The sequence below is a fragment of the Jiangella sp. DSM 45060 genome, from assembly GCF_900105175.1.
GTDB lineage: Bacteria > Actinomycetota > Actinomycetes > Jiangellales > Jiangellaceae > Jiangella.
Window position 1 is genome coordinate 1,487,517 of record NZ_LT629771.1, and the last position, 17,550, is coordinate 1,505,066.

At 74.1% G+C, this 17,550-nt stretch carries 16 protein-coding genes; 7 read left to right on the top strand and 9 right to left on the bottom strand.

Translation table 11 applies throughout. The features are described from left to right. Nucleotides 1-76: 76 nt before the first annotated feature. Nucleotides 77-757, top strand: coding sequence for a response regulator transcription factor (locus BLU82_RS06610; protein ID WP_092617442.1), 681 nt, complete (start codon nt 77-79; stop codon nt 755-757). Further along, on the top strand, nt 750-1,853 hold the full coding sequence (locus BLU82_RS06615) for a HAMP domain-containing sensor histidine kinase (protein ID WP_092617445.1): 1,104 nt from the start codon (nt 750-752) through the stop codon (nt 1,851-1,853). The genes BLU82_RS06610 and BLU82_RS06615 overlap by 8 nt, the downstream gene beginning before the upstream one ends. 2 nt (nt 1,854-1,855) lie before the next feature. On the opposite strand, the gene vanX is transcribed toward BLU82_RS06615, so the two are convergent. The 5 genes from vanX to BLU82_RS06640 all read right to left on the bottom strand — a co-directional run bounded on the left by vanX (nt 1,856) and on the right by BLU82_RS06640 (nt 5,592). Continuing rightward, complete coding sequence (vanX, locus tag BLU82_RS06620) at nt 1,856-2,464, bottom strand: D-Ala-D-Ala dipeptidase VanX (RefSeq protein WP_092617448.1); 609 nt, start codon at nt 2,462-2,464, stop codon at nt 1,856-1,858. Further along, nucleotides 2,454-3,497 (bottom strand): D-alanine--(R)-lactate ligase, encoded by a 1,044-nt coding sequence (gene vanA, locus BLU82_RS06625; protein ID WP_092625519.1) that lies wholly within the window; start codon nt 3,495-3,497, stop codon nt 2,454-2,456. Before vanA ends, vanX begins: the two co-directional genes overlap by 11 nt. Beyond that, on the bottom strand, nt 3,490-4,461 hold the full coding sequence (locus BLU82_RS06630) for a D-isomer specific 2-hydroxyacid dehydrogenase family protein (protein ID WP_197682772.1): 972 nt from the start codon (nt 4,459-4,461) through the stop codon (nt 3,490-3,492). Before BLU82_RS06630 ends, vanA begins: the two co-directional genes overlap by 8 nt. 74 nt (nt 4,462-4,535) lie before the next feature. Continuing rightward, nucleotides 4,536-4,820 (bottom strand): putative quinol monooxygenase, encoded by a 285-nt coding sequence (locus tag BLU82_RS06635; RefSeq protein ID WP_092625523.1) that lies wholly within the window; start codon nt 4,818-4,820, stop codon nt 4,536-4,538. Between the two features lie 19 nt (nt 4,821-4,839). Beyond that, entirely contained in the window at nt 4,840-5,592 is a 753-nt protein-coding gene (locus tag BLU82_RS06640) for a nuclear transport factor 2 family protein (protein ID WP_092617451.1), read from the bottom strand. 84 nt (nt 5,593-5,676) lie between these two features. On the opposite strand from BLU82_RS06640, the gene BLU82_RS06645 reads away from it, so the two are divergent. Together BLU82_RS06645 and BLU82_RS06655 are read left to right on the top strand one after the other, a co-directional pair. Next, nucleotides 5,677-6,237, top strand: a complete 561-nt coding sequence (locus BLU82_RS06645) for a TetR/AcrR family transcriptional regulator (RefSeq protein WP_197682773.1) — start codon at nt 5,677-5,679, stop codon at nt 6,235-6,237. A 155-nt stretch (nt 6,238-6,392) separates the two neighbouring features. Continuing rightward, nucleotides 6,393-9,191: a glycoside hydrolase domain-containing protein gene (locus BLU82_RS06655; protein ID WP_157740668.1), complete on the top strand. Its 2,799-nt coding sequence runs from the start codon at nt 6,393-6,395 to the stop codon at nt 9,189-9,191. A gap of 9 nt (nt 9,192-9,200) precedes the next feature. Here the strand turns inward: BLU82_RS06655 and BLU82_RS06660 are convergent, their stop codons facing one another. Beyond that, nucleotides 9,201-10,085, bottom strand: coding sequence for a LysR family transcriptional regulator (locus tag BLU82_RS06660; protein ID WP_092617459.1), 885 nt, complete (start codon nt 10,083-10,085; stop codon nt 9,201-9,203). A 74-nt stretch (nt 10,086-10,159) separates the two neighbouring features. Here BLU82_RS06660 and BLU82_RS06665 point away from each other — a divergent pair, with 74 nt between their 5' ends. Then, complete coding sequence (locus BLU82_RS06665) at nt 10,160-10,669, top strand: dihydrofolate reductase family protein (RefSeq protein WP_092617461.1); 510 nt, start codon at nt 10,160-10,162, stop codon at nt 10,667-10,669. Between the two features lie 9 nt (nt 10,670-10,678). Here BLU82_RS06665 and BLU82_RS06670 read toward each other — a convergent pair whose 3' ends face one another. The 3 genes from BLU82_RS06670 to BLU82_RS06680 are packed head-to-tail and all read right to left on the bottom strand — an operon-like array spanning nt 10,679 to nt 14,315. Next, nucleotides 10,679-11,680 carry a LacI family DNA-binding transcriptional regulator gene (locus BLU82_RS06670; protein ID WP_092617465.1) on the bottom strand — a complete coding sequence of 334 codons (1,002 nt, stop codon included), beginning with the start codon at nt 11,678-11,680 and terminating at the stop codon, nt 10,679-10,681. Then, the gene (locus tag BLU82_RS06675; protein WP_092617468.1) at nt 11,674-12,849 is read right to left on the bottom strand and encodes a S9 family peptidase; all 1,176 of its coding nucleotides are present in this window, start codon (nt 12,847-12,849) and stop codon (nt 11,674-11,676) included. Before BLU82_RS06675 ends, BLU82_RS06670 begins: the two co-directional genes overlap by 7 nt. Nucleotides 12,850-12,851: 2 nt before the next feature. Continuing rightward, nucleotides 12,852-14,315, bottom strand: a complete 1,464-nt coding sequence (locus tag BLU82_RS06680; protein ID WP_092617471.1) for a rhamnulokinase family protein — start codon at nt 14,313-14,315, stop codon at nt 12,852-12,854. Between the two features lie 181 nt (nt 14,316-14,496). Here BLU82_RS06680 and BLU82_RS06685 point away from each other — a divergent pair, with 181 nt between their 5' ends. Both BLU82_RS06685 and BLU82_RS06690 read left to right on the top strand, forming a co-directional pair. Then, nucleotides 14,497-17,118: a family 78 glycoside hydrolase catalytic domain gene (locus BLU82_RS06685; RefSeq protein WP_172885551.1), complete on the top strand. Its 2,622-nt coding sequence runs from the start codon at nt 14,497-14,499 to the stop codon at nt 17,116-17,118. 125 nt (nt 17,119-17,243) lie between these two features. Next, nucleotides 17,244-17,543, top strand: coding sequence for a hypothetical protein (locus tag BLU82_RS06690; protein ID WP_197682774.1), 300 nt, complete (start codon nt 17,244-17,246; stop codon nt 17,541-17,543). Nucleotides 17,544-17,550: the final 7 nt, after the last annotated feature.

A 17,550-nucleotide genomic window follows, 5' to 3' on the forward strand; every position in this document is an offset into this window, starting at 1 on the left:
AGGCAGCGCGGTGTTGCCGGCGCGTATGCGGTTTTCCATACGCGGGCGATAGCACCCGGCTCATAGCATCGGGACCATGCGTGTGCTGGTGGTCGAGGACGAACCCTTCCTGGCGGAGGCCATCCGCGACGGTCTGCGGCTCGAGGCCATCGCCGCCGACCTCGCCGGAGAGGGCGACGCCGCGCTGGAACTGCTCAGCGTCAACGCCTACGACATCGCCGTCCTCGACCGCGACATCCCCGGGCCGTCCGGCGACGAGATCGCCCGCCGCATCGTCGCGTCCGGCAGCGGCATGCCGATCCTCATGCTCACCGCCGCCGACCGGCTCGACGACAAGGCCTCCGGGTTCGAGCTCGGCGCCGACGACTACCTCACCAAACCGTTCGAGCTGCAGGAACTCGTGCTCAGGCTCAGGGCGCTGGACCGCCGGCGCGCGTACAACCGGCCGCCGGTGCGCGAGCTCGCCGGCCTGCGGCTGGACCCCTTTCGCCGCGAGGTCTACCGCGACGGCCGCTACGTCGCGCTGACCAGGAAGCAGTTCGCCGTGCTCGAGGTGCTCGTCGGCGCCGAGGGCGGCGTCGTCAGCGCCGAGCAGTTGCTGGAGCGGGCCTGGGACGAGAACGCCGACCCGTTCACGAACGCCGTGCGCATCACGGTGTCGGCGCTGCGCAAGCGGCTCGGCGAGCCCTGGCTGATCGCCACCGTGCCCGGCGTCGGCTACCGCATCGACGCCGGCGACCGCGACGGGCGTGGCTAGGCCGCCCGGCCTGAGCGTGCGCGTCAGGCTCACGCTCAGCTACGCCGGCTTCCTCATGATCGCCGGTGTGCTGCTGCTCGCCGCGTCGTGGGTGTACCTCATGCGCGACGCGCCCCTGCGCACCCTCGTCCCCGACTTCTCCAACCTCCCGCTCGCCCTCAACCCGCGCAACCGCGGCCCGGCCGTCTTCGGCCCGGTGGCGGCCGCGATGCTGCTGTTCCTGCTGGTGTTCGGGCTGGTCGGCGGCTGGATCCTGGCCGGTCGCATGCTGGCCCCGCTGACCCGCATCACCGACGCCACCCGCAAGGCGGCGACGGGGTCGCTCGCGCACCGCATCGAGCTGGAGGGCCGCAACGACGAGTTCCGCGAGCTGGCCGACGCGTTCGACCGCATGCTCGAGCGGCTCGAGGCGCACGTCGCCGAGCAGCAACGCTTCGCCGCCAACGCCTCGCACGAGCTGCGCACCCCGCTGGCGGTCAGTCAGATCCTGCTCGACGTCGCGCGCAGCGACCCCGACCACGACACCGACCGGCTGGTCGAGCGCCTGCACGCCGTCAACCTCCGCGCCATCGACCTCACCGAGGCGCTGATCCTGTTCAGCCGGGCCGGCCAGCGCTCCTTCGCCCGCGAGCGGGTCGACCTGTCGCTGCTCGCGGAGGAGGCGGCCGAATCGCTGCTGCCGCTCGCCGAGGAGCGCGGCCGCACCATCGAGACGTCCGGCGACGTCGCGGCCGCCGTCGGCTCGCACCCGCTGCTGCTGCAGCTGACCACGAACCTCGTGCACAACGCGATCGTGCACAACCTTCCCGACGACGGCACGGTGTGGATCACGACCGGCGCGCACGACGGCGCCGTCACGCTCACCGTCGAGAACACCGGCGCGCCGCTCTCGCCGCGGCAGGTCTCGACGCTCACCGAACCGTTCCAGCGCGGCGTCGACCGCGTCCGCGGCGACCACGAGGGCGCGGGCCTCGGCCTGGCCATCGTCACGAGCATCGCCCAGGCACACGACGGCACCCTCACCCTCACCCCGCGCGACACCGGAGGACTGCGTGTCACGGTGCGGCTGCCCGCCGCACCGCCGGACGCCGGCTGACTTCAGGTGATGGGGAAGTCGAAGTAGGTGTCGGGGTAGGGCTCGTCGCGCAGCGTGTAGTGCCACCACTCGACGTCGTAGCGGACGAAGCCGCTGGCCTCCATGACGGAGCAGAGGTAGCGGCGGTTCCGCGCCTCGGCCGGCGTGATGCCCGTGGCGCCGTGGTGGGAGACCGAGTCCATCAGGTCGTGGTCGCCGCCCATGGGGGCGAGCTCACCGGTGGCCAGCTGGTACAGCGTGAGGTCGACGCTGCTGCCGCGACTGTGGCCGGACCGCGCCGACACGTAGCCCTGCTCGACCATCTCGGGACGGTCGAGGTTCGGGTAGTGCCGCAGCTTCGTCCGTCCGTCCTCGGGCTGCTTCGCCCAGCGCAGGAAGCTGTCGACGGCCCGCTGTGGGCGGTAGGCGTCCCAGAGGACCAGGCCGAAGCCGAGCGCCTCGGCCCGGACCCGGGCCCGGGCCAGCGCCGCGCACAGCGCCGTCGTGCCGACGATGCGGTTGGCCAGGTAGCCGTCCACCGGTTTGCCGGTGAAGTTGTCCCAGGTGGCGTACTTGGCGTCCCAGCGGATGCCGGGCACGTGCTCGTCCACGACGACGAAGTCAGCGGGCATCGGCGTGGTCCTCCAGCGCCAGCGACACGACGCGGTCGAGCACGTCGGCGAGCGGCCGTCCAGCGGCCGCCATCATCCGCGGGTAGCGGCTGTACGACGTCATGCCGGGGAACGTGTTGACCTCGTTGAGGACCACCGTCCCGTCGTCGCGGAGGAACAGGTCCACCCGCGCGAGCCCGCGGCAGCCGAGGGCGCGGTAGATGGCCTTGGCGGTCTCCTGGACGAGCGTGCGCGACGCCGCCGGGATGTCGGCGGGCACGATCGGGGTCGAGTTGTCGGACCCGGACTCGGGCGTGCTCTCCTGGTGGATCCGGAAGAAGCCGTGGGACAGCGCGATGTGGTCGACCTCGCCCACCGTGAGGTCGGCCCCGTTCCCGAGGACGGCGCAGCCGATCTCGCTGCCGGCGACGGCCTCCTCGATCACCACCTTCGAGTCGTACCGCCGCGCCGCCTCCACCGCGCCGGCCAGGTCCGCCTCGCTCGTCACCTTGCTGACCCCGAACGACGACCCGGACCGGGCCGGCTTCACGAAGACGGGGTAGCCGAACTCGCCGCCGTCGGGCTTCTCGTCCGCCAGGACGGTCCAGAACCTGGGCGTCGCGATGCCCGCGCTCGCGGCGACGACGTAGGCGAGGGACTTGTCCATGCAGACGGCGGAGCTCTGGACGTCGCAGCCGGCGTAGGGGAGGCCGGCGAGCTCCAGCAGGCCCTGCATCGCGCCGTCCTCGCCGAGCTTGCCGTGCAGCACCGGCAGCACGACGTCCAGGCGGATGGTCTCGTAGCGTCCCTCGTCCAGGACGAGCAGCCCGTGGACGCCGCGGTCCGGCGACAGCACCGCCGGGCGCGCCCCGTCCTCCCAGCCTTCGGCGGGCCCGTCGCAGAGCGTCCAGGCGCCGGTCGTCGTGATGCCGATCCAATACGTTTCGTACCGGCGCGGATCGAGATTCGCCGCAACTTCCCGGGCGGACTTGACAGAGATCGGGTGCTCCTCGGACACGCCACCGAACACGACGCCGACCTTCAACCTATTCATGCCGTTCCCCACTCTCGAAGTTCACGCAGTTGCTGAGACTGTTCTCGACCGTGTCGCTCAGGGCGCGGTCGGTGTAGTAGGCGGTGTGCGGGCTGATCAGCACGTTCGGCAGCTCCTGCAGCCGCTGCCAGGTCTTGCTCTCGATCGGGCGGTGCCGGCGGTCGGCGTAGAAGATGCCTTCCTCGCCCTCGAGGACGTCCAGCGCCGCGCCGCCCAGCCGGCCGCTCTCCAGCGCTCGCAGCAGCGCCTCGGTGTCGACCAGCGGGCCGCGTCCGGTGTTGACGACGATCGCGCCGTCCTTCAGCAGCTCGATCCGCCGCTCGTCCAGCAGGTGATGGGTGTCCGCGGTGAGCGGGGTGTGCAGCGTGACGACGTCGCTGTGCCGCAGCAACCGGTCGAGCGGGACGTCGGCGGGCCCGCGGTCGCGGGCCAGCACCCGGCAGCCGAAGCCCCGCAGCCGGTCGACGACCGCGGCGCCGATGCGTCCCGTCCCGACCACCCCGACGGTGAGGTCGCGCAGCTCCCGCCCGCGCACGTCGTTGAGCCGGTAGTCGTGGGCGTCGGCGCGGCGCAGGACCGACTTGGCGCCGCGCACCGCCATCAGCATGAGCATCAGCGTGTAGTCGGCGACGCTGTCGGGGGAGTAGGCGACGTTGCCGACGGCGATGCCCACGCTCCGCGCGTAGCCGACGTCGATGTGGTCGTAGCCGATGCTCCGGGTGGAGACGTACCGCACGCCGGCCCGGCCGAGCGCGCGCAGCGTGGCGTTGGTGACGCGGTGCTGGTGGCCGACGCTGACGCAGCGGTTGCCGCGGGCCAGGCCGGCGGTGGCCTCGGCGGGCGGTTCCGCCGTGATCGTCGGCACGACGCCGAAGCCCGGCGCCAGCCGCCGGAACAGCGCGGCCTCGTCCGGGCCGCAGCCGTAGACCGTGATGCCCGTCCGGGCCGGTTCGCGCTGGCTCACGCCGTCAAGTCAAGGCGGAGCCGTGTTGCCGTCGCGTATGGGGAATTCGATACGTCCGCGATATGTGCCGAGGCTCAGGACAGCGGTGCGCCGGCGGTGGCGTCGTAGCGCTTGATGTCGACGCGGGTGGGCCTCGCGGACTTCGGGCCCCTGGCCCGCCGGCGCCAGGCGTTCAGCGCGTCGGCGTCGCGCCACACCTCGACCACGTTCACCCGCTCGGGGTCGACGGAGTCGGCCGTGATGGCGACGTGGAGGCAGCCGTCGGTGGCGCGGGCGCGCGCGACGAGGCCGCGGAACGCCGCGACGAAGGCGTCGCGCTCGTCGGCGTCGACCAGTTCGTGTCCGGCGATGATGATCATGTCCACTCCTCCGGGGTCGTCACGCCTTGACGTAGCCGCGTGCTTCGGCGATGCGGCCGGCGCGGATACGCAGCAGGTTCACGCCGCGGACGCGGTCCTGCTCGCCGTCGCCCCACTGCAGCAGCCACGGCTGGACGGCGAGGTCGCCGTGGATCTCGGCCGGTTCCGGTGTGAACCGCAGCGCAGGGTTCGACGCCAGCTCGGACCACCGCGCGAGGCACGCCGCGCCGCCCTCGCGCCGCACGCCGTCGGGTGCGGGGCCGGAGTCCTCGATGACGCAGTCGTCGGCGATCAGGCCGGTGAGGAGTGCGGGGTCGTGTGCGCGGAAGGCCTCGTTGTACCGGTCGAGGACCTGGCGGGTGGTGCGTTCGGCGCTCGTTCCCGGGGCCTCGGGGGCCAGCGGGACCCCGCCGGTCTTGCTGTAGGCGAGCGCCTCGACGATCAGGCCGTCGCGCACCCGCAGCAGCGTGACGCCGCGGACCGATTCGGCCGGGCCGGCGCCGAAGCGGTAGCGCCAGCGGATGGTCGCCCGCTCGCCGGCGACGGCGACGTCCTCGGGCTCGAATCGGGTGGTGCGGTCGGAGGCGAGCTCGCGCCAGAACGCCAGGCAGGCCTCGCGTCCCACGTAGCGGGCGCCGTCGGGAGCCGGCTGGATGGCGTCCATCACGCAGTCGTCGCCGACCAGCTCGGTGAGCGCCTCGGCGTCGTGGTCCAGGAAGGCCTTGGTGAAGCGGTCGACGGCGTCGGCCGTCGTGCGCGTCGTGGTCGGCATGGTGGGCTCCCAGTCGGTAGATAGACCATTCGGTCTACGAACCATATAGACCGGTCGATCTACTCGTCAAGTAGAGTGGGCTCCGTGACCACACGCACGATGCCGGGACCGCGTGAGCGCCTGCTGGCCGCGGCCAAGGAGCTGACCTACGAGCAGGGCGTCTCCGTGGGCGTCGACGCCCTGCTCAAACGGGCGAACGTGGCCCGGCGTTCGCTCTACGAGCACTTCGGCGGCAAGGACGGGCTGATCACCGAGGTGCTGCGAGTGAGCGCCGACGAGGACGAGGCCGCGTACCGGCAGGCCATGCTGGCCGCGGGCGACGACCCGCGCGGCCGCCTGCTGGCGATCTTCGACTGGCTCGACGGCGTCATCGCCGGCCCCGACTTCCGCGGTTGCCGGTACCTCGCGGCCGAACTCGCCCTGGCTCCGGACCACCCGGCGCACGCGGTGACGCTGCGGTACCGCGAGCGGGTGCACGACCTCCTGGCGACCGAGCTGCGCGCCCTCGGCCACCCGCGGCCGGACCCGGCGGCCGCCCAGCTGCTCCTCCTCATCGACGGCGCCCTCGCCGTCGGCGCCACCCGGTCGAGTACCCACCCGGCCGCCGCCGCCCGCCAACTCGCCGAGCACGTCATCGGCGGCTGACGCCCGGTCAGCGTCGGCGCCTCGTGCGGGCCGCCTACGCCTGCGCGGATGCCGCCGGCCGCCGTCTCGTCCGCCGTGTAGCCGGGGTCTTGACGGGGCGGGAAGACATGCGCGAATCTGAGCGACATCTCTCCTATTCGGTCAGGAGTATGCAGATGCGCTCTCGCCTTCTCGCTCTGTCGGGTACGGCCGCTCTGATCGCCGCGTTGCTGGCGGCCGCGCCGGCCAGCAGCCAGGAACCGGCCGGCGCGGACGCCGACGCCGGCGCCGTCGTCTGGCTGCCGACCGGCTCGTTCGCCAGCTCCTCGCTCGTCCGGGTCGGCCGCGACGCGGCGCCGGGGACCGCCCTCGACGGCGACCGGGTGCTGCGGCTCGAGACCCCGGCCGGCGGACGCGGGTCGGCGCAGCTCGCGGTGCACGCACCGGCCGGGCTGGACGACCTGACGGTGTCGGTGGGCGCGCCACGGTCCCGGCACGGCGGCACGCTGCCGGCCGGCGCCGTCCAGGTGCGCTACCCGGAGTTCATCCCGTTCGACTCCGGCGGCGTCATCGCCGACCCGCTGCGCGAGGTCCCCGCCGTCGACGTCGACAGCGGCACGAACCAGCCGGTGTGGTTCAGCGTCGACGTCCCGGCCGACGCGGCGCCCGGCGTCTACACCGCGGCGGTGGAGATCGGCGCGGCCACGGGCGGCATCGGCACGTGGACGCTGCAGGTCGTCGTCGCCGACGTCGCCCTCGACGCGATGGCGGACCGGCCGTTCATCCTGGACCTCTGGGCGCATCCCGACGCGGTCGCCGACCAGACCGGCACCGAGCTGTGGAGCGAGGAGCACTGGGCGGCCATGCGGCCGTACCTGAGCGACCTCGCCGAGCACGGGCAGCGCGTCGTCAACGTCGCCGTCACCGAGGACCCCTGGATGGTGACCCACGACGGCGAGTGGCGGCCGCAGACGTGGAGCCGCTTCGCGTCGACGGTCGAGTGGCGGTGGGACGGCGAGCGCTTCGACTTCGACTTCGCCGTCTTCGACCGCTACGTCGAGGAGTCGCGGGCGGCCGGCATCGGCGAGCGGATCCACGCCTTCGCGATGCTCCAGTTCGACCACCGCGAGCGGTTCGTCTACACCGACACCCGCACCGGCGAGCGGGTGGTCGAGGAGGTCGACCTCGGCGACCCGCGCTACCGCGAGGGCTGGGGCCAGTTCCTCGGCGCGTTCTCCGAGCACCTGACCGAGAAGGGCTGGTTCGACGACGCCTCGCTCGGCTTCGACGAGCGGCCGGCCAACGAGATGGCGATGGTCTTCGACGTGCTCGAGGACGAGGCGCCGCAGTGGCTGGGCAAGATCGCCGTGGCCGCGAACAGCCTCGACGTGCAGGACTACGCCGACTACGTCAGCTACAACTACTCGTTCCTCGACAGCGTGCCCGACGAGGACATCGCCCGGCGCAAGGCCGAGGGCAAGCCGACGCTGTTCTACACCTACATGAACCCGCTGCGGCCCAACACCGTCACCGCGTCGCCGCCGGTCTCGGCCCGCGTGCTCGGCTGGGTGGTCGCGCAGCGCGACCTCGACGGCTTCCTGCGGTGGACGTACAACTCGTGGCCGCAGGACGTGTACGACGACCCCAGCTTCCGGTACGGCCAGGGCGACGAGTACATCGTCTACCCCGGCGCCGACGGGCCGGTGTCGTCGATCCGCTGGGAGGCGTTCGCCGACGGCCTCGACGACGCCGAGCTGCTGCGGCTCTACGCCGAGAAGCACGGCCGCGACGACGCCGTCTTCACCGAGGTCCTCGACGCGATCGACCCGCGGGCCGAGAGCACGCCGGCGGCGTGGTCGGCCATGCTGCTGGGCCGGCGCGCCGTGCTGGACGGGCTGCGGCCGGACGGCGGGCTCGAGGTCACCGTGTCGAGGACAGACGCCGAGGTGACGCCCGGCGACGTCGTCGACGTGACCGTGACCGCCGTGGCCACCGGCGACCGGCCGGTGCCGGCGCCGCGGCTGGACCTGCCCGCTCAGCCGGGGTGGTCCGCGCGCGTGGTGTCCGGGCCGCGGCCGGGTGCGCTGCTGCCGGGCGAGCAGGCGACGTGGGAGCTCGAGGTGAGCGTGCACGACGACGCCGGCGCCTACCTCTACCTCGGCGGCGCGGTGACGGACCCGGCCGGCCGGTTCCTGGCCGGGTTCGCGACCGACGTCACCGTCCGGCCGCCGGTCGAGCTGACCGCGCCGCCGGCCGCCGCGCCGGCCAGCTCGCCCGACGCGACCAGCCCGGTGACCATCGCGGTGCCCGTCGCCAACGCGTCGAGCCGCGAGCAGACGGTCGAGCTGGCGGTCGCCGGCCTGGGCTTCTGGCAGGTCGTCACGGCGCCGGCGCCGGTGACGCTGCCGCCCGGCGGCACGGCCGACCTCTCGGTGCAGCTCAGTCCGGGCGGCCGGGCGGGCTGGACCACCGTCGACGTCGAGGTGCGCCACGGCGGCGCCGCGGTCGGCGGCGGGCGGGTCGACATCGTCTCAGGTGGCCGGCACGTGTCCGATTGGGACTGGGTGTCCGAGGCCAACGGCTGGGGCCCGGCCGAACGCGACGCCAGCAACGGCGAGGACCAGCCCGGCGACGGCGCCCGGATGACGATCGGCGGCCGCCAGTACGGCAAGGGCATCGGCGCCCACGCGGCCTCCCGGATCGTCCTCGACCTCGCCGGGCGGTGCAGCCGGTTCCAGACCGACATCGGCGTCGACGACGAGGTCGCCGGCGGCAGCGTCCGGTTCCGGGTGGATGGCGACGGCCGCGAGCTCTACGCCTCCCCGGTCATGACCGGCTCGGCCGCCGCCCGCTGGGTCGACGTCGACGTGACCGGCGTGCGGACGCTGGCGCTCGTCGTCGACGACGCGGGCAACGGCAACGGGCAGGACCACGCCGACTGGGCCGGCGCCTGGCTGCGCTGCGCACCGGACTGAGGGGTGCGGTCAGGCCGGCGCGGGCGTGATGGTGGCGGCCGCGCCGGCCAGCGCCGCCAGTAGGGCCGCGGTGGCGGGCGGGTCGGGCGGCTCGCCGTAGGTGGCGGCGTAGATGTGCTGACGCGAGCCGGGCAGCTCGCTGGCCTCGATGCCGTCGGCGCGGTGGGCGCGCAGGGCCAGCCCGGGGCTGGTCGTGACGCCCAGGCCGGCGACGACGAGGGCCTGCATGACGACCATGTCGTCGGAGGTGTAGCCGATGCGCGGCTCGAATCCCTCGTCGGCGCAGATGGACAGCAGGTGGATGCGGCAGCGGTCGCAGCCGGCGATCCAGGTGGCGTCGCGCAGCGACGAGAGCGTCTGCCCGGGCTTGGTCGACAGCAGGTACAGCGGGTCGTCGAGCAGGTGGTGCAGGCGGACGTTCGGCGGCTCGGGCTCGGTGTCGTCGTAGCGGAAGATGATCGCGACGTCGATGGCGCCGGTGCGCAGCAGCTCCAGCGCCTCCGGCGGCTGGGTGTCGGTGAGGCCGATGCGCAGGCCGGGATGCTGGTCGGCCAGCGCCGCCACGGCCCGCGGGATGAGTGAGCCGATGACGGACGAGAAGCTGGCCAGGCGCACCCGCCCGGCGCTCAGCCCGACGTGCGCGGACAGCTCGGCGTCGGCGGCGTCGATGCGCCCGAGGATCTCCGCGGCCCGCGACGCCAGCAACCGGCCGGCCGGTGTGAGCCGGACCCCGCGGCCGGCGCGTTGCAGCAGCTGCGCGCCGGTCTCGGCCTCCAGCCGGGCGAGGTGGTGGCTGACCGTCGGCTGCGTGTAGTGCAGTTCCTTCGCCACGGCCGTGACCGAGCCGAGCCGTGCCAGCGCGTCGATGACCCGCAGCCGGGTGACGTCGAGCATGCATCGATCCCTTCGATGAGAGAGCGAGACCATTGACATTAGACGGATGAGTCGAGTCGGCGCACCCTCGGTCCATGGCACTCACTCGCGTTCACAACTTCGCCATCTCCCTCGACGGCTACGGCACCGGTGAGGGGCAGAGCGCCGACGCGCACTTCGGCCACGCCGGCGACCGGCTGCACCAGTGGATGTTCGCCACCCGCTGGTGGGACCCGGCCGGCAGCGGCGGCGTCGACGACGCGTTCGTCCAGCGGCACGACCCCGGCATCGGCGCCGAGATCATCGAGATGGAGGGCGGCACCACCTTCCACTTCCTCGACGCGACACCGGACGAGGCGCTGGCGGCGGCCCGCGAGGCCGCAGACGGCAAGGACGTGCGCATCGGCGGCGGCCCGACGGTGGTCAACGAGTTCCTCGCCGCCGGGCTGATCGACCACCTGCACGTGGTGGTCGTCCCGATCCTGCTCGGTCGCGGTGTGCGTCTCTGGGACGGGTTGGAGGGCCTGGAGAAGGACTACCGGGTCGAGGCCACCTCGTCATCGAGCAACGTCACGCACGTGACGTTCACCCGCGCCGCCTCCTGAGCGGGCGGCTCAGCCGGCGGTGGACTGCCGCACGACGAGCTCGGGCTGGAAGACGATCTGCTGGTGTTCGTGGTCGGGGCGGCCCGACGAGTGGTCGAGCAGCAGCCGGGCGGCCTCGTAGCCCAGGCGCCGGGTCGGCTGCCGGACCGAGCTCAGCGGCACGATCCAGTCGGCGGCGAAGTCGACGTCGTCGTAGCCGATGAGGGCGAGGTCGTCGGGCACCCGCACGCCGTGCCGGGCCAGCGCGCGGTAGGCGCCGAAGGCGAGCACGTCGTTGGCGCAGAAGACGGCGGTGGGCCGGCGCCGTCGCTGCAGCAGCCGGTCGATCGCGGCCGAGCCGGACCGGATGTCCATGCCCTCGTTGTGGCTGACGACGATCGCTTCGGCCGGGTCGAGCCCGAACCGGGTGACGGCCTGGCGGGCGCCGTCGAGACGGTCGGAGTGCTGCCGGACCGACGTCGGCCCGGCGACGTAGGCGACGTGGCGGTGGCCGAGCTCGAGCAGGTGCGTCATCGCCATGTCGCCGCCCTGGACGTCGTCGACGGCGACGGAGCACTCGCGGCTCGACCCCTGCCGGTCCAGGTAGACGAACGGGATGTCGTGCTCGGCGAGGATGCGGTGCGCCGAGCGGGTGCCGCGCGACGGCGTGATGAGCACGCCGCGGACCCGCTCGGACGCGAGCGTGCGCAGGTGCCGCTCCTCGCGGTCGACGGAGTCGTCGGAGTTACACAGGATGACGGCGTGATCGGCCTCGGTGGCGGCGTCCTCGACGCCGCGGGAGGCCTCGGTGAAGAACGGGTTGGAGACGTCGATGACGACCAGCCCGATGACGCGGCTCATCGCGCCGCCGAGCTGCCGGGCGTGCTGGTTGGCGACGTAGCCGAGCGCGGCGATGGCGGCGAGCACGCGTTCGCGGGTCTTGTGCGACACGATCTCGGGACGGTTCAGCGTGTTCGACACCGTGCCCTGGGACACGCCGGCGCGCGCCGCGACGTCGGCGATGCTCACCATGTTCGGTTCCCTGCCACGCTGCACAGCGGCTCGCCCTTCGTTCCGCGGCCCGTCCCGGCGTCACACCCGGTGAGCAGGCCGGTGGTACTCGTTCCGGCCGGGCCCTGTACGGCGAGGAACGCCGCGGAGAAGCCGCCGGCCGGGACGTCCGCTCTCACAGTAGTGCCGTCGATCATCGCGGCGGAGCGTTGCCACCGACGCGACGTCCACGCGCCGGTGTCGCCGGTGTGGTGCAGCTCGGCGCCGAGGACGGGCGCCGCCGCGCCGAGCTCGGCCCGCACCCCTCCGGCGGTGACGGAAGTGGCGCCGACGGCGGGCAGCGCGGGCCCGCGGCCGAGGACCGACGCGGCGAACGCGAACGGCTCGGTGAGCCGCCGGGCCGGCTCGTGGCCGTGCTCGAGCCCGGGCACGATCCGCCGGGTGACCGGGCCCGCGGGCAGCGCGGAGGTGGCGTCGAACGCTTCGAGGGGGAAGCACGGGTCGGCGGTCCCGGTCAGCCAGAGCGATGGCGCCGCGATGCGCGGCGCGTGACGGGCGAGGTCGAACGCGTCGGTCCAGTGCTGCGACGCCGCCGCCGGCAGGTCGCGCAGCAGCGCGCTCCACGCGCTGTCGCGGGCGAGGTGGCCCGCGGCGTACACGCCGGCCGCGTAGCGCAGCCGCGGATCCGCCGCGGCCAGCAGGAACGCCAGGTAGCCGCCCCAGGAGACGCCGCACACGCCGACGGCGCGCGGGTCCACCCCGGGCAGCGCGCGCAGCAGGCTCACCGCGTCGGCGGCCGCCTCGGCGGCCTGGGCGAGCCAGGTGTGCCCGGCGCCGTCGGCGACCGCGGCGAAGATGTCGTCGTGGTCGAGCCGGGCCGGGCGCCGGCCACCGTCGGCGGCGCGGGGCGCGCCGAGGTCGAGCGCGAGCGCGACGTGTCCGCGTGCGGCCCAGTCGAGCGCCCACCGCGGTTCGGCCCGGCCGCCGCCACCGTGCAGCAGCACGACGGCGGGAGCGGCGGGCCCGTCCGGCCGCGCCAGCACGCCGGCCACGTCGCGCTCCGGGCCGAGGCCGTCCGGGCAGCGGAGCACGACCCGCGTCATATCGCCGGGGAAGCCGGGGGAGCCGGCGGCGACGGCCGGCGGCCGGTCCCGCCCGGCCCGGGCGCGCACGTCGTCGATCCAGCGCACGGTCAGGCCGCCGCGCCGAGCAGGGCCGCGAACCGCTCCCGCGCCGCCGCGACGGCGGGGTCGGCGCGCGGCTCGTACCGCACGGTCGGCGACGACGCGGCGCTCAGGGCGCGCACGGCCGCCAGCTCGCCGGCGGTGCGCCCGCCGCGCGCCTGGACCAGCAGGTTGCCCAGCGCGGTCGCCTCGGCCGGGCCCGCGACGACGGGCCGGCCGGCGGCGTCGGCGGTGAGCCGGCACAGCAGCGTGTTGTTCGCGCCCCCGCCGACGAGGTGGACCACGTCGGCGGGCGAGCCGGACAGCCGGCCGGCCTGGTCGGCGTAGTGGGCGAAGGCCAGCGCGAGGCTGTCGACGACGCAGCGCACGATCTGTGCCCGGGTGACGGGGACCGGCTGGCCGGTGCGCCGGCAGAACCGCGCGACCTTCGCGGGCATGTCGCCCGGCCGGGTCAGCTCGGGCGCGTCCGGATCGACGAGGCTGACGTATCCCGGCTGTTCGGCCGCCGCGGCCAGCAGTTCGGTGAGGTCGGGCCGCTCGCCACCGTGCGACCAGGCGCGCAGGCACTCGGACAGGATCCACAGCGCGGTGACGTTCTTCTGGTAGCGCACGGCGCCGCCGGCGCCCAGCTCGTTGGTGAACCCCGCGACGCGGCTGGCCTCGGTCCGGATCGGCCGGTCCACCTCGACGCCGACCAGCGCCCAGGTGCCGCACGAGACGTACGCGAAACCGGGGCCGGCCGCCGGGATCGCGGCGACGGCGGAGGCGGTGTCGTGGGCGGCGACCGCCGTCACCGGCACGGGGGCGTCGAGGCCGAGCTCGTCGACGACGCCGGCCCGCAGCTCGCCGACGACGTCGCCCGGGCCGAGCGGGTCGGGGAACAGCGCCCGCGGCAGGCCGTGCGCGGCGATGGCCTCGTCCGACCAGTGCCCGGCCGGGTCGAACAGCTGCGACGTGCTGGCCAGCGTCCGCTCGGCGGCGAGCCGCCCGGTCAGCAGGTGGGCCAGCAGGTCGGCGACGAAGCCGAGCCGGGCGGACGGGTCCAGCGTGCCGGCACGCTGCTCGGCGACCAGCTGCGTGAGCGTGTTGATCTCCTGGTTCGGGACCCCGGTGCGGCGGTACAGGGCGGCCTCGTCGAGCTCGGCGGCGAGGCCGCGGGTGCGGGCGTCGCGGTAGTGGTAGGGCAGCCCGAGCAGCCGCCCGCCGGGGCCGACCAGCCCGTAGTCGACGCCCCACGAGTCGACGCCGATGCCGCGCACCTCGCCGGCGTCGGCCACCGCCTGCCGGATGCCGTCGAGGACGCCGCGGTAGATCGCCGGGAGGTTCCAGTGCAGGCCGTCGGGCCAGGCCAGCGGCTCGTTCGCGAACCGGGCGACCGTGGCCGTGCGCACCGACCGCTCGCCGACGCGGCCCAGGATGACGCGCCCGCTGGTGGCGCCGAGGTCGATCGCCAGGTACGTGTCCGTGCTCAAGAGTCCTCACCCATCGGGAATCCGGTGCCGTGAGTCTTCGGCAGCCGCCGTCCGGCGGGCAAGGAGCTGGCCGAACCTGGACACCGGACCGGCGCGGCGAGTCCGACACCGGTCACAACGGTGGACCCACGGCGCCGCAGCGATCAGGCTCGGACGCACGTCCACCTGTGAGGAGAGCAACGTGACCGTCGTGAACCGTCTCCGCGTCGAGTACCGCGACGCGCCGCCGGCCGTCGAGACCGAACGGCCGCGGCTGAGCTGGCAGCTGAGCAGCACCGGCCGCGGGGTGCGCCAGGCCGCCTACCGCGTCACCGTGTCGTCCGGGCCGGGGACCGACGGTGCGCCGCTCTGGGACTCGGGCCTGGTGGCCTCGGCCGAGACGGTCGGCATCGAGTACGCGGGCCCCGCGCTGGAGCCGCTGAGCAGCTACACGTGGAGCGTCGTCGTGACACTGGACAGCGGCGAGGAGGTGCGCTCGGACCCGGCGACGTTCGACACCGCCCCGGACGCCGGCGCCTGGGACGCCGCCCAGTGGATCACGCTGCCGCGGACGAAGTACTACCACGACGACCACCGCCCGGCGCCGTACCTGCGGCGCACGCTCGACGTCGACCGGCCGGTGCGCCGCGCCCGCGTCTACGCGACCGCCGGCGGCGTGTTCCGGCTGTGGCTCAACGGGTCACCGGTCGGCGCCGCCACGCTGGCGCCGGGCTGGACCGACTACCGCTTCCGGGTGCCGTACCACGTGTACGACGTCACCGACGCGCTCGGCGAGACGAACGTGCTGGGCGCCGTGCTGTCCGACGGCTGGTACAGCGGCAACGTCGGGCCGTTCCACAAGCGCGAGTTCTGGGGCGAGGTGCCGGTGTTCCGCGCGCTGGTCGTGCTCGACCACGCCGACGGCTCCCGCACGGTCACCGGCACCGACGGGAGCTGGGAGGGCTCGTTCGGGCCGATCCAGGCGTCGGACCTGCTGCAGGGCGAGTACTACGACGCGCGCCTCGACCTGGGCGACTGGTGCGGCCCGGCGGGGACGGCCGGCGACTGGCGGCCGGCAGCCGTCGAGAAGGGCCCGGCGGGCCGGCTGGTCGCGGCGTTGATCGACCCGGCCGGGCCGTACACCGAGCTCGCGCCGGTCGCCGTCACCGAGCCCGTGCCGGGGTCGTACGTCGTCGACCTGGGCCAGAATCTGGCCGGCTGGATCAGGCTGCGCGCCGGCGGGCCGGCCGGCACCATCGTCCGCGTCCGGCACGCCGAGGTGCTCAACCCCGACGGCACCCTCTACACCGACAACCTGCGTGGCGCCCGGGCGACGGACACCTACGTGCTGTCCGGCGGCGATGACGTGCTCGAGCCGTCCTTCACCTTCCACGGCTTCCGCTACGCGGAGGTCACCGGCCTCCCCGGCCCGCTCGTCGCCGACGCCGTCACGGGCGTCGCGCTGTCGTCGCTGACGGGGTTCACCGGCGGCATCGAGACCGGGAACGCACTGGTCGACCAGCTGCAGCACAACATCCAGTGGGGCATGCTGAGCAACTTCATCGAGGTGCCCACCGACTGCCCGCAGCGCGACGAGCGCCTGGGCTGGACCGGCGACGCGCAGATCTTCACCCCGACGGCGCTGTTCAACGCCGACCTCGCCGGCTTCATGACCAAGTGGATGGACGACATCGACGACACCCGCATGGAGAACGGCGCGCTGCCCGACATCGCGCCGTGCGTGGTGCTGGAGTGGGCCCGCGAGGGCTCGCCCGGCTACGCCGACGCCGGTGTCGTCGTGCCGTGGGCGACGTACCACGAGTACGCCGACCGCCGCCTCGTCGAACGGCACCTCGACGCCGGGCTGGCCTGGCTGGAGTACATCCGCTCGCGCAACCCGGGCCTGGTCTGGCGCGAGGGCCGCAACAACGACTACGGCGACTGGCTGGCCCCGGTCGAGACGCCCAAGGACCTCGTGGCGACGGCGTACTTCGCCCGGTCCGCGGCGCTGGTCGCCGAGCAGGCGGAGGTGGCCGGACGCGCCGACGACGCCGTGGCGGCGCGGTCGCTGGCCGACGCGGTGGCAGCCGCCTTCCGCGAGGCGTTCGTCCAGCCCGACGGCACGATCCCGGCCGGCACCCAGACCGCGTACGTCCTGGCGCTGGCGTTCGGCCTGCTGCTGCCGGAGCAGCGGGACACCGCGGCGAAGGCGCTGGCCGAGGACGTGGAGCAGCGCGGCCACGTGACCACCGGCTTCCTCGCCGTCAGCCACCTGCTGCCCACTCTGACCGCCATCGGGCGCACCGACCTCGCCTACCGGCTGCTGCTCAACGAGGACTACCCGTCGTGGGGCCACCACATCAAGCACGGCGCCACGACGATCTGGGAGCGCTGGGACGGCTGGCGGCCGGAGACCGGCTTCCAGGACCCGTGGATGAACTCGTTCAACCACTTCGCGCTGGGCTCGGTCGGGGAGTGGGTCTACCGGCACGTCGGCGGCATCGCGCCGGCCGCGCCCGGGTACGCCCGCGTGCGCGTCGCGCCGCTGCCGGGCGCCGGCATCGACCACGCCCACACCTGGCACGACACCGTGCACGGCCGGGTCGACGTGCGGTGGTCGGTGACGGGCCGCGAGGTCACGCTCGACGTCGAGGTGCCCGCGAACGTGACCGCCGAGGTCGTCGTCCCGGGCCTGGCGGTGACGGAGGGCGGCGTGCCCGTCGCGGACGCACCGGGCGTCACGTCCGTGGTCGAGGACGGCGCGAGCACCCGGCTCGTGACCGGTTCCGGCCGCTACGAGTTCCGCGCGGCGACGCCGCACTGACCACGCGTCCGGGGTCCTGACCGGGTTCGGACAGGACCCCGGCGCAGCTCTTGACCGGCCCCGAACACCCCCGTAACGTGCACGCAACACCGAAATTGAAGCGCTTCAAAACGGAGGTGGTTCGCATGGCCGAGGTCGCCATCGCCGACCGGCGGTCGTCGTGGCCGCACCCGACCGCGTCGTCCCGGGCCGCCGCCGACCGCCGCGGCGGGATGCGGCTGGTCCGCCCGTGGCCCACGATCTCGGGCGCCGATCTGGAGCTGCTGGCGCTGCTCGCCACCGGCATGCCGGCTCCGCGAGTGGCCCGCACGCTGGCGGTCAGCGACCGCACCATCCGCCGGCGGGTCCGGTCGATCTGCGAGCTGATCGGGGTGGACACCGCGATCGAGGCCGTGGCCTGGGCCGCCCGCCGCCAGCTCATCTGACGCCGTC

Excerpts from the sequence above, each read along its gene's own strand:
- BLU82_RS06660 (WP_092617459.1), bottom strand. The coding sequence starts at position 10,085 with ATGCTCGACGTCACCCGGCTGCGGGTCATCGACGCGCTGGCACGGCTC.
- BLU82_RS06665 (WP_092617461.1), top strand. The coding sequence starts at position 10,160 with ATGGCACTCACTCGCGTTCACAACTTCGCCATCTCCCTCGACGGCTAC.
- vanX (WP_092617448.1), bottom strand. The coding sequence starts at position 2,464 with ATGCCCGCTGACTTCGTCGTCGTGGACGAGCACGTGCCCGGCATCCGC.
- BLU82_RS06610 (WP_092617442.1), top strand. The coding sequence starts at position 77 with ATGCGTGTGCTGGTGGTCGAGGACGAACCCTTCCTGGCGGAGGCCATC.
- BLU82_RS06670 (WP_092617465.1), bottom strand. The coding sequence starts at position 11,680 with ATGGTGAGCATCGCCGACGTCGCGGCGCGCGCCGGCGTGTCCCAGGGC.
- BLU82_RS06655 (WP_157740668.1), top strand. The coding sequence starts at position 6,393 with ATGCGCTCTCGCCTTCTCGCTCTGTCGGGTACGGCCGCTCTGATCGCC.
- BLU82_RS06635 (WP_092625523.1), bottom strand. The coding sequence starts at position 4,820 with ATGATCATCATCGCCGGACACGAACTGGTCGACGCCGACGAGCGCGAC.
- vanA (WP_092625519.1), bottom strand. The coding sequence starts at position 3,497 with ATGAATAGGTTGAAGGTCGGCGTCGTGTTCGGTGGCGTGTCCGAGGAG.
- BLU82_RS06690 (WP_197682774.1), top strand. The coding sequence starts at position 17,244 with ATGGCCGAGGTCGCCATCGCCGACCGGCGGTCGTCGTGGCCGCACCCG.
- BLU82_RS06640 (WP_092617451.1), bottom strand. The coding sequence starts at position 5,592 with ATGCCGACCACGACGCGCACGACGGCCGACGCCGTCGACCGCTTCACC.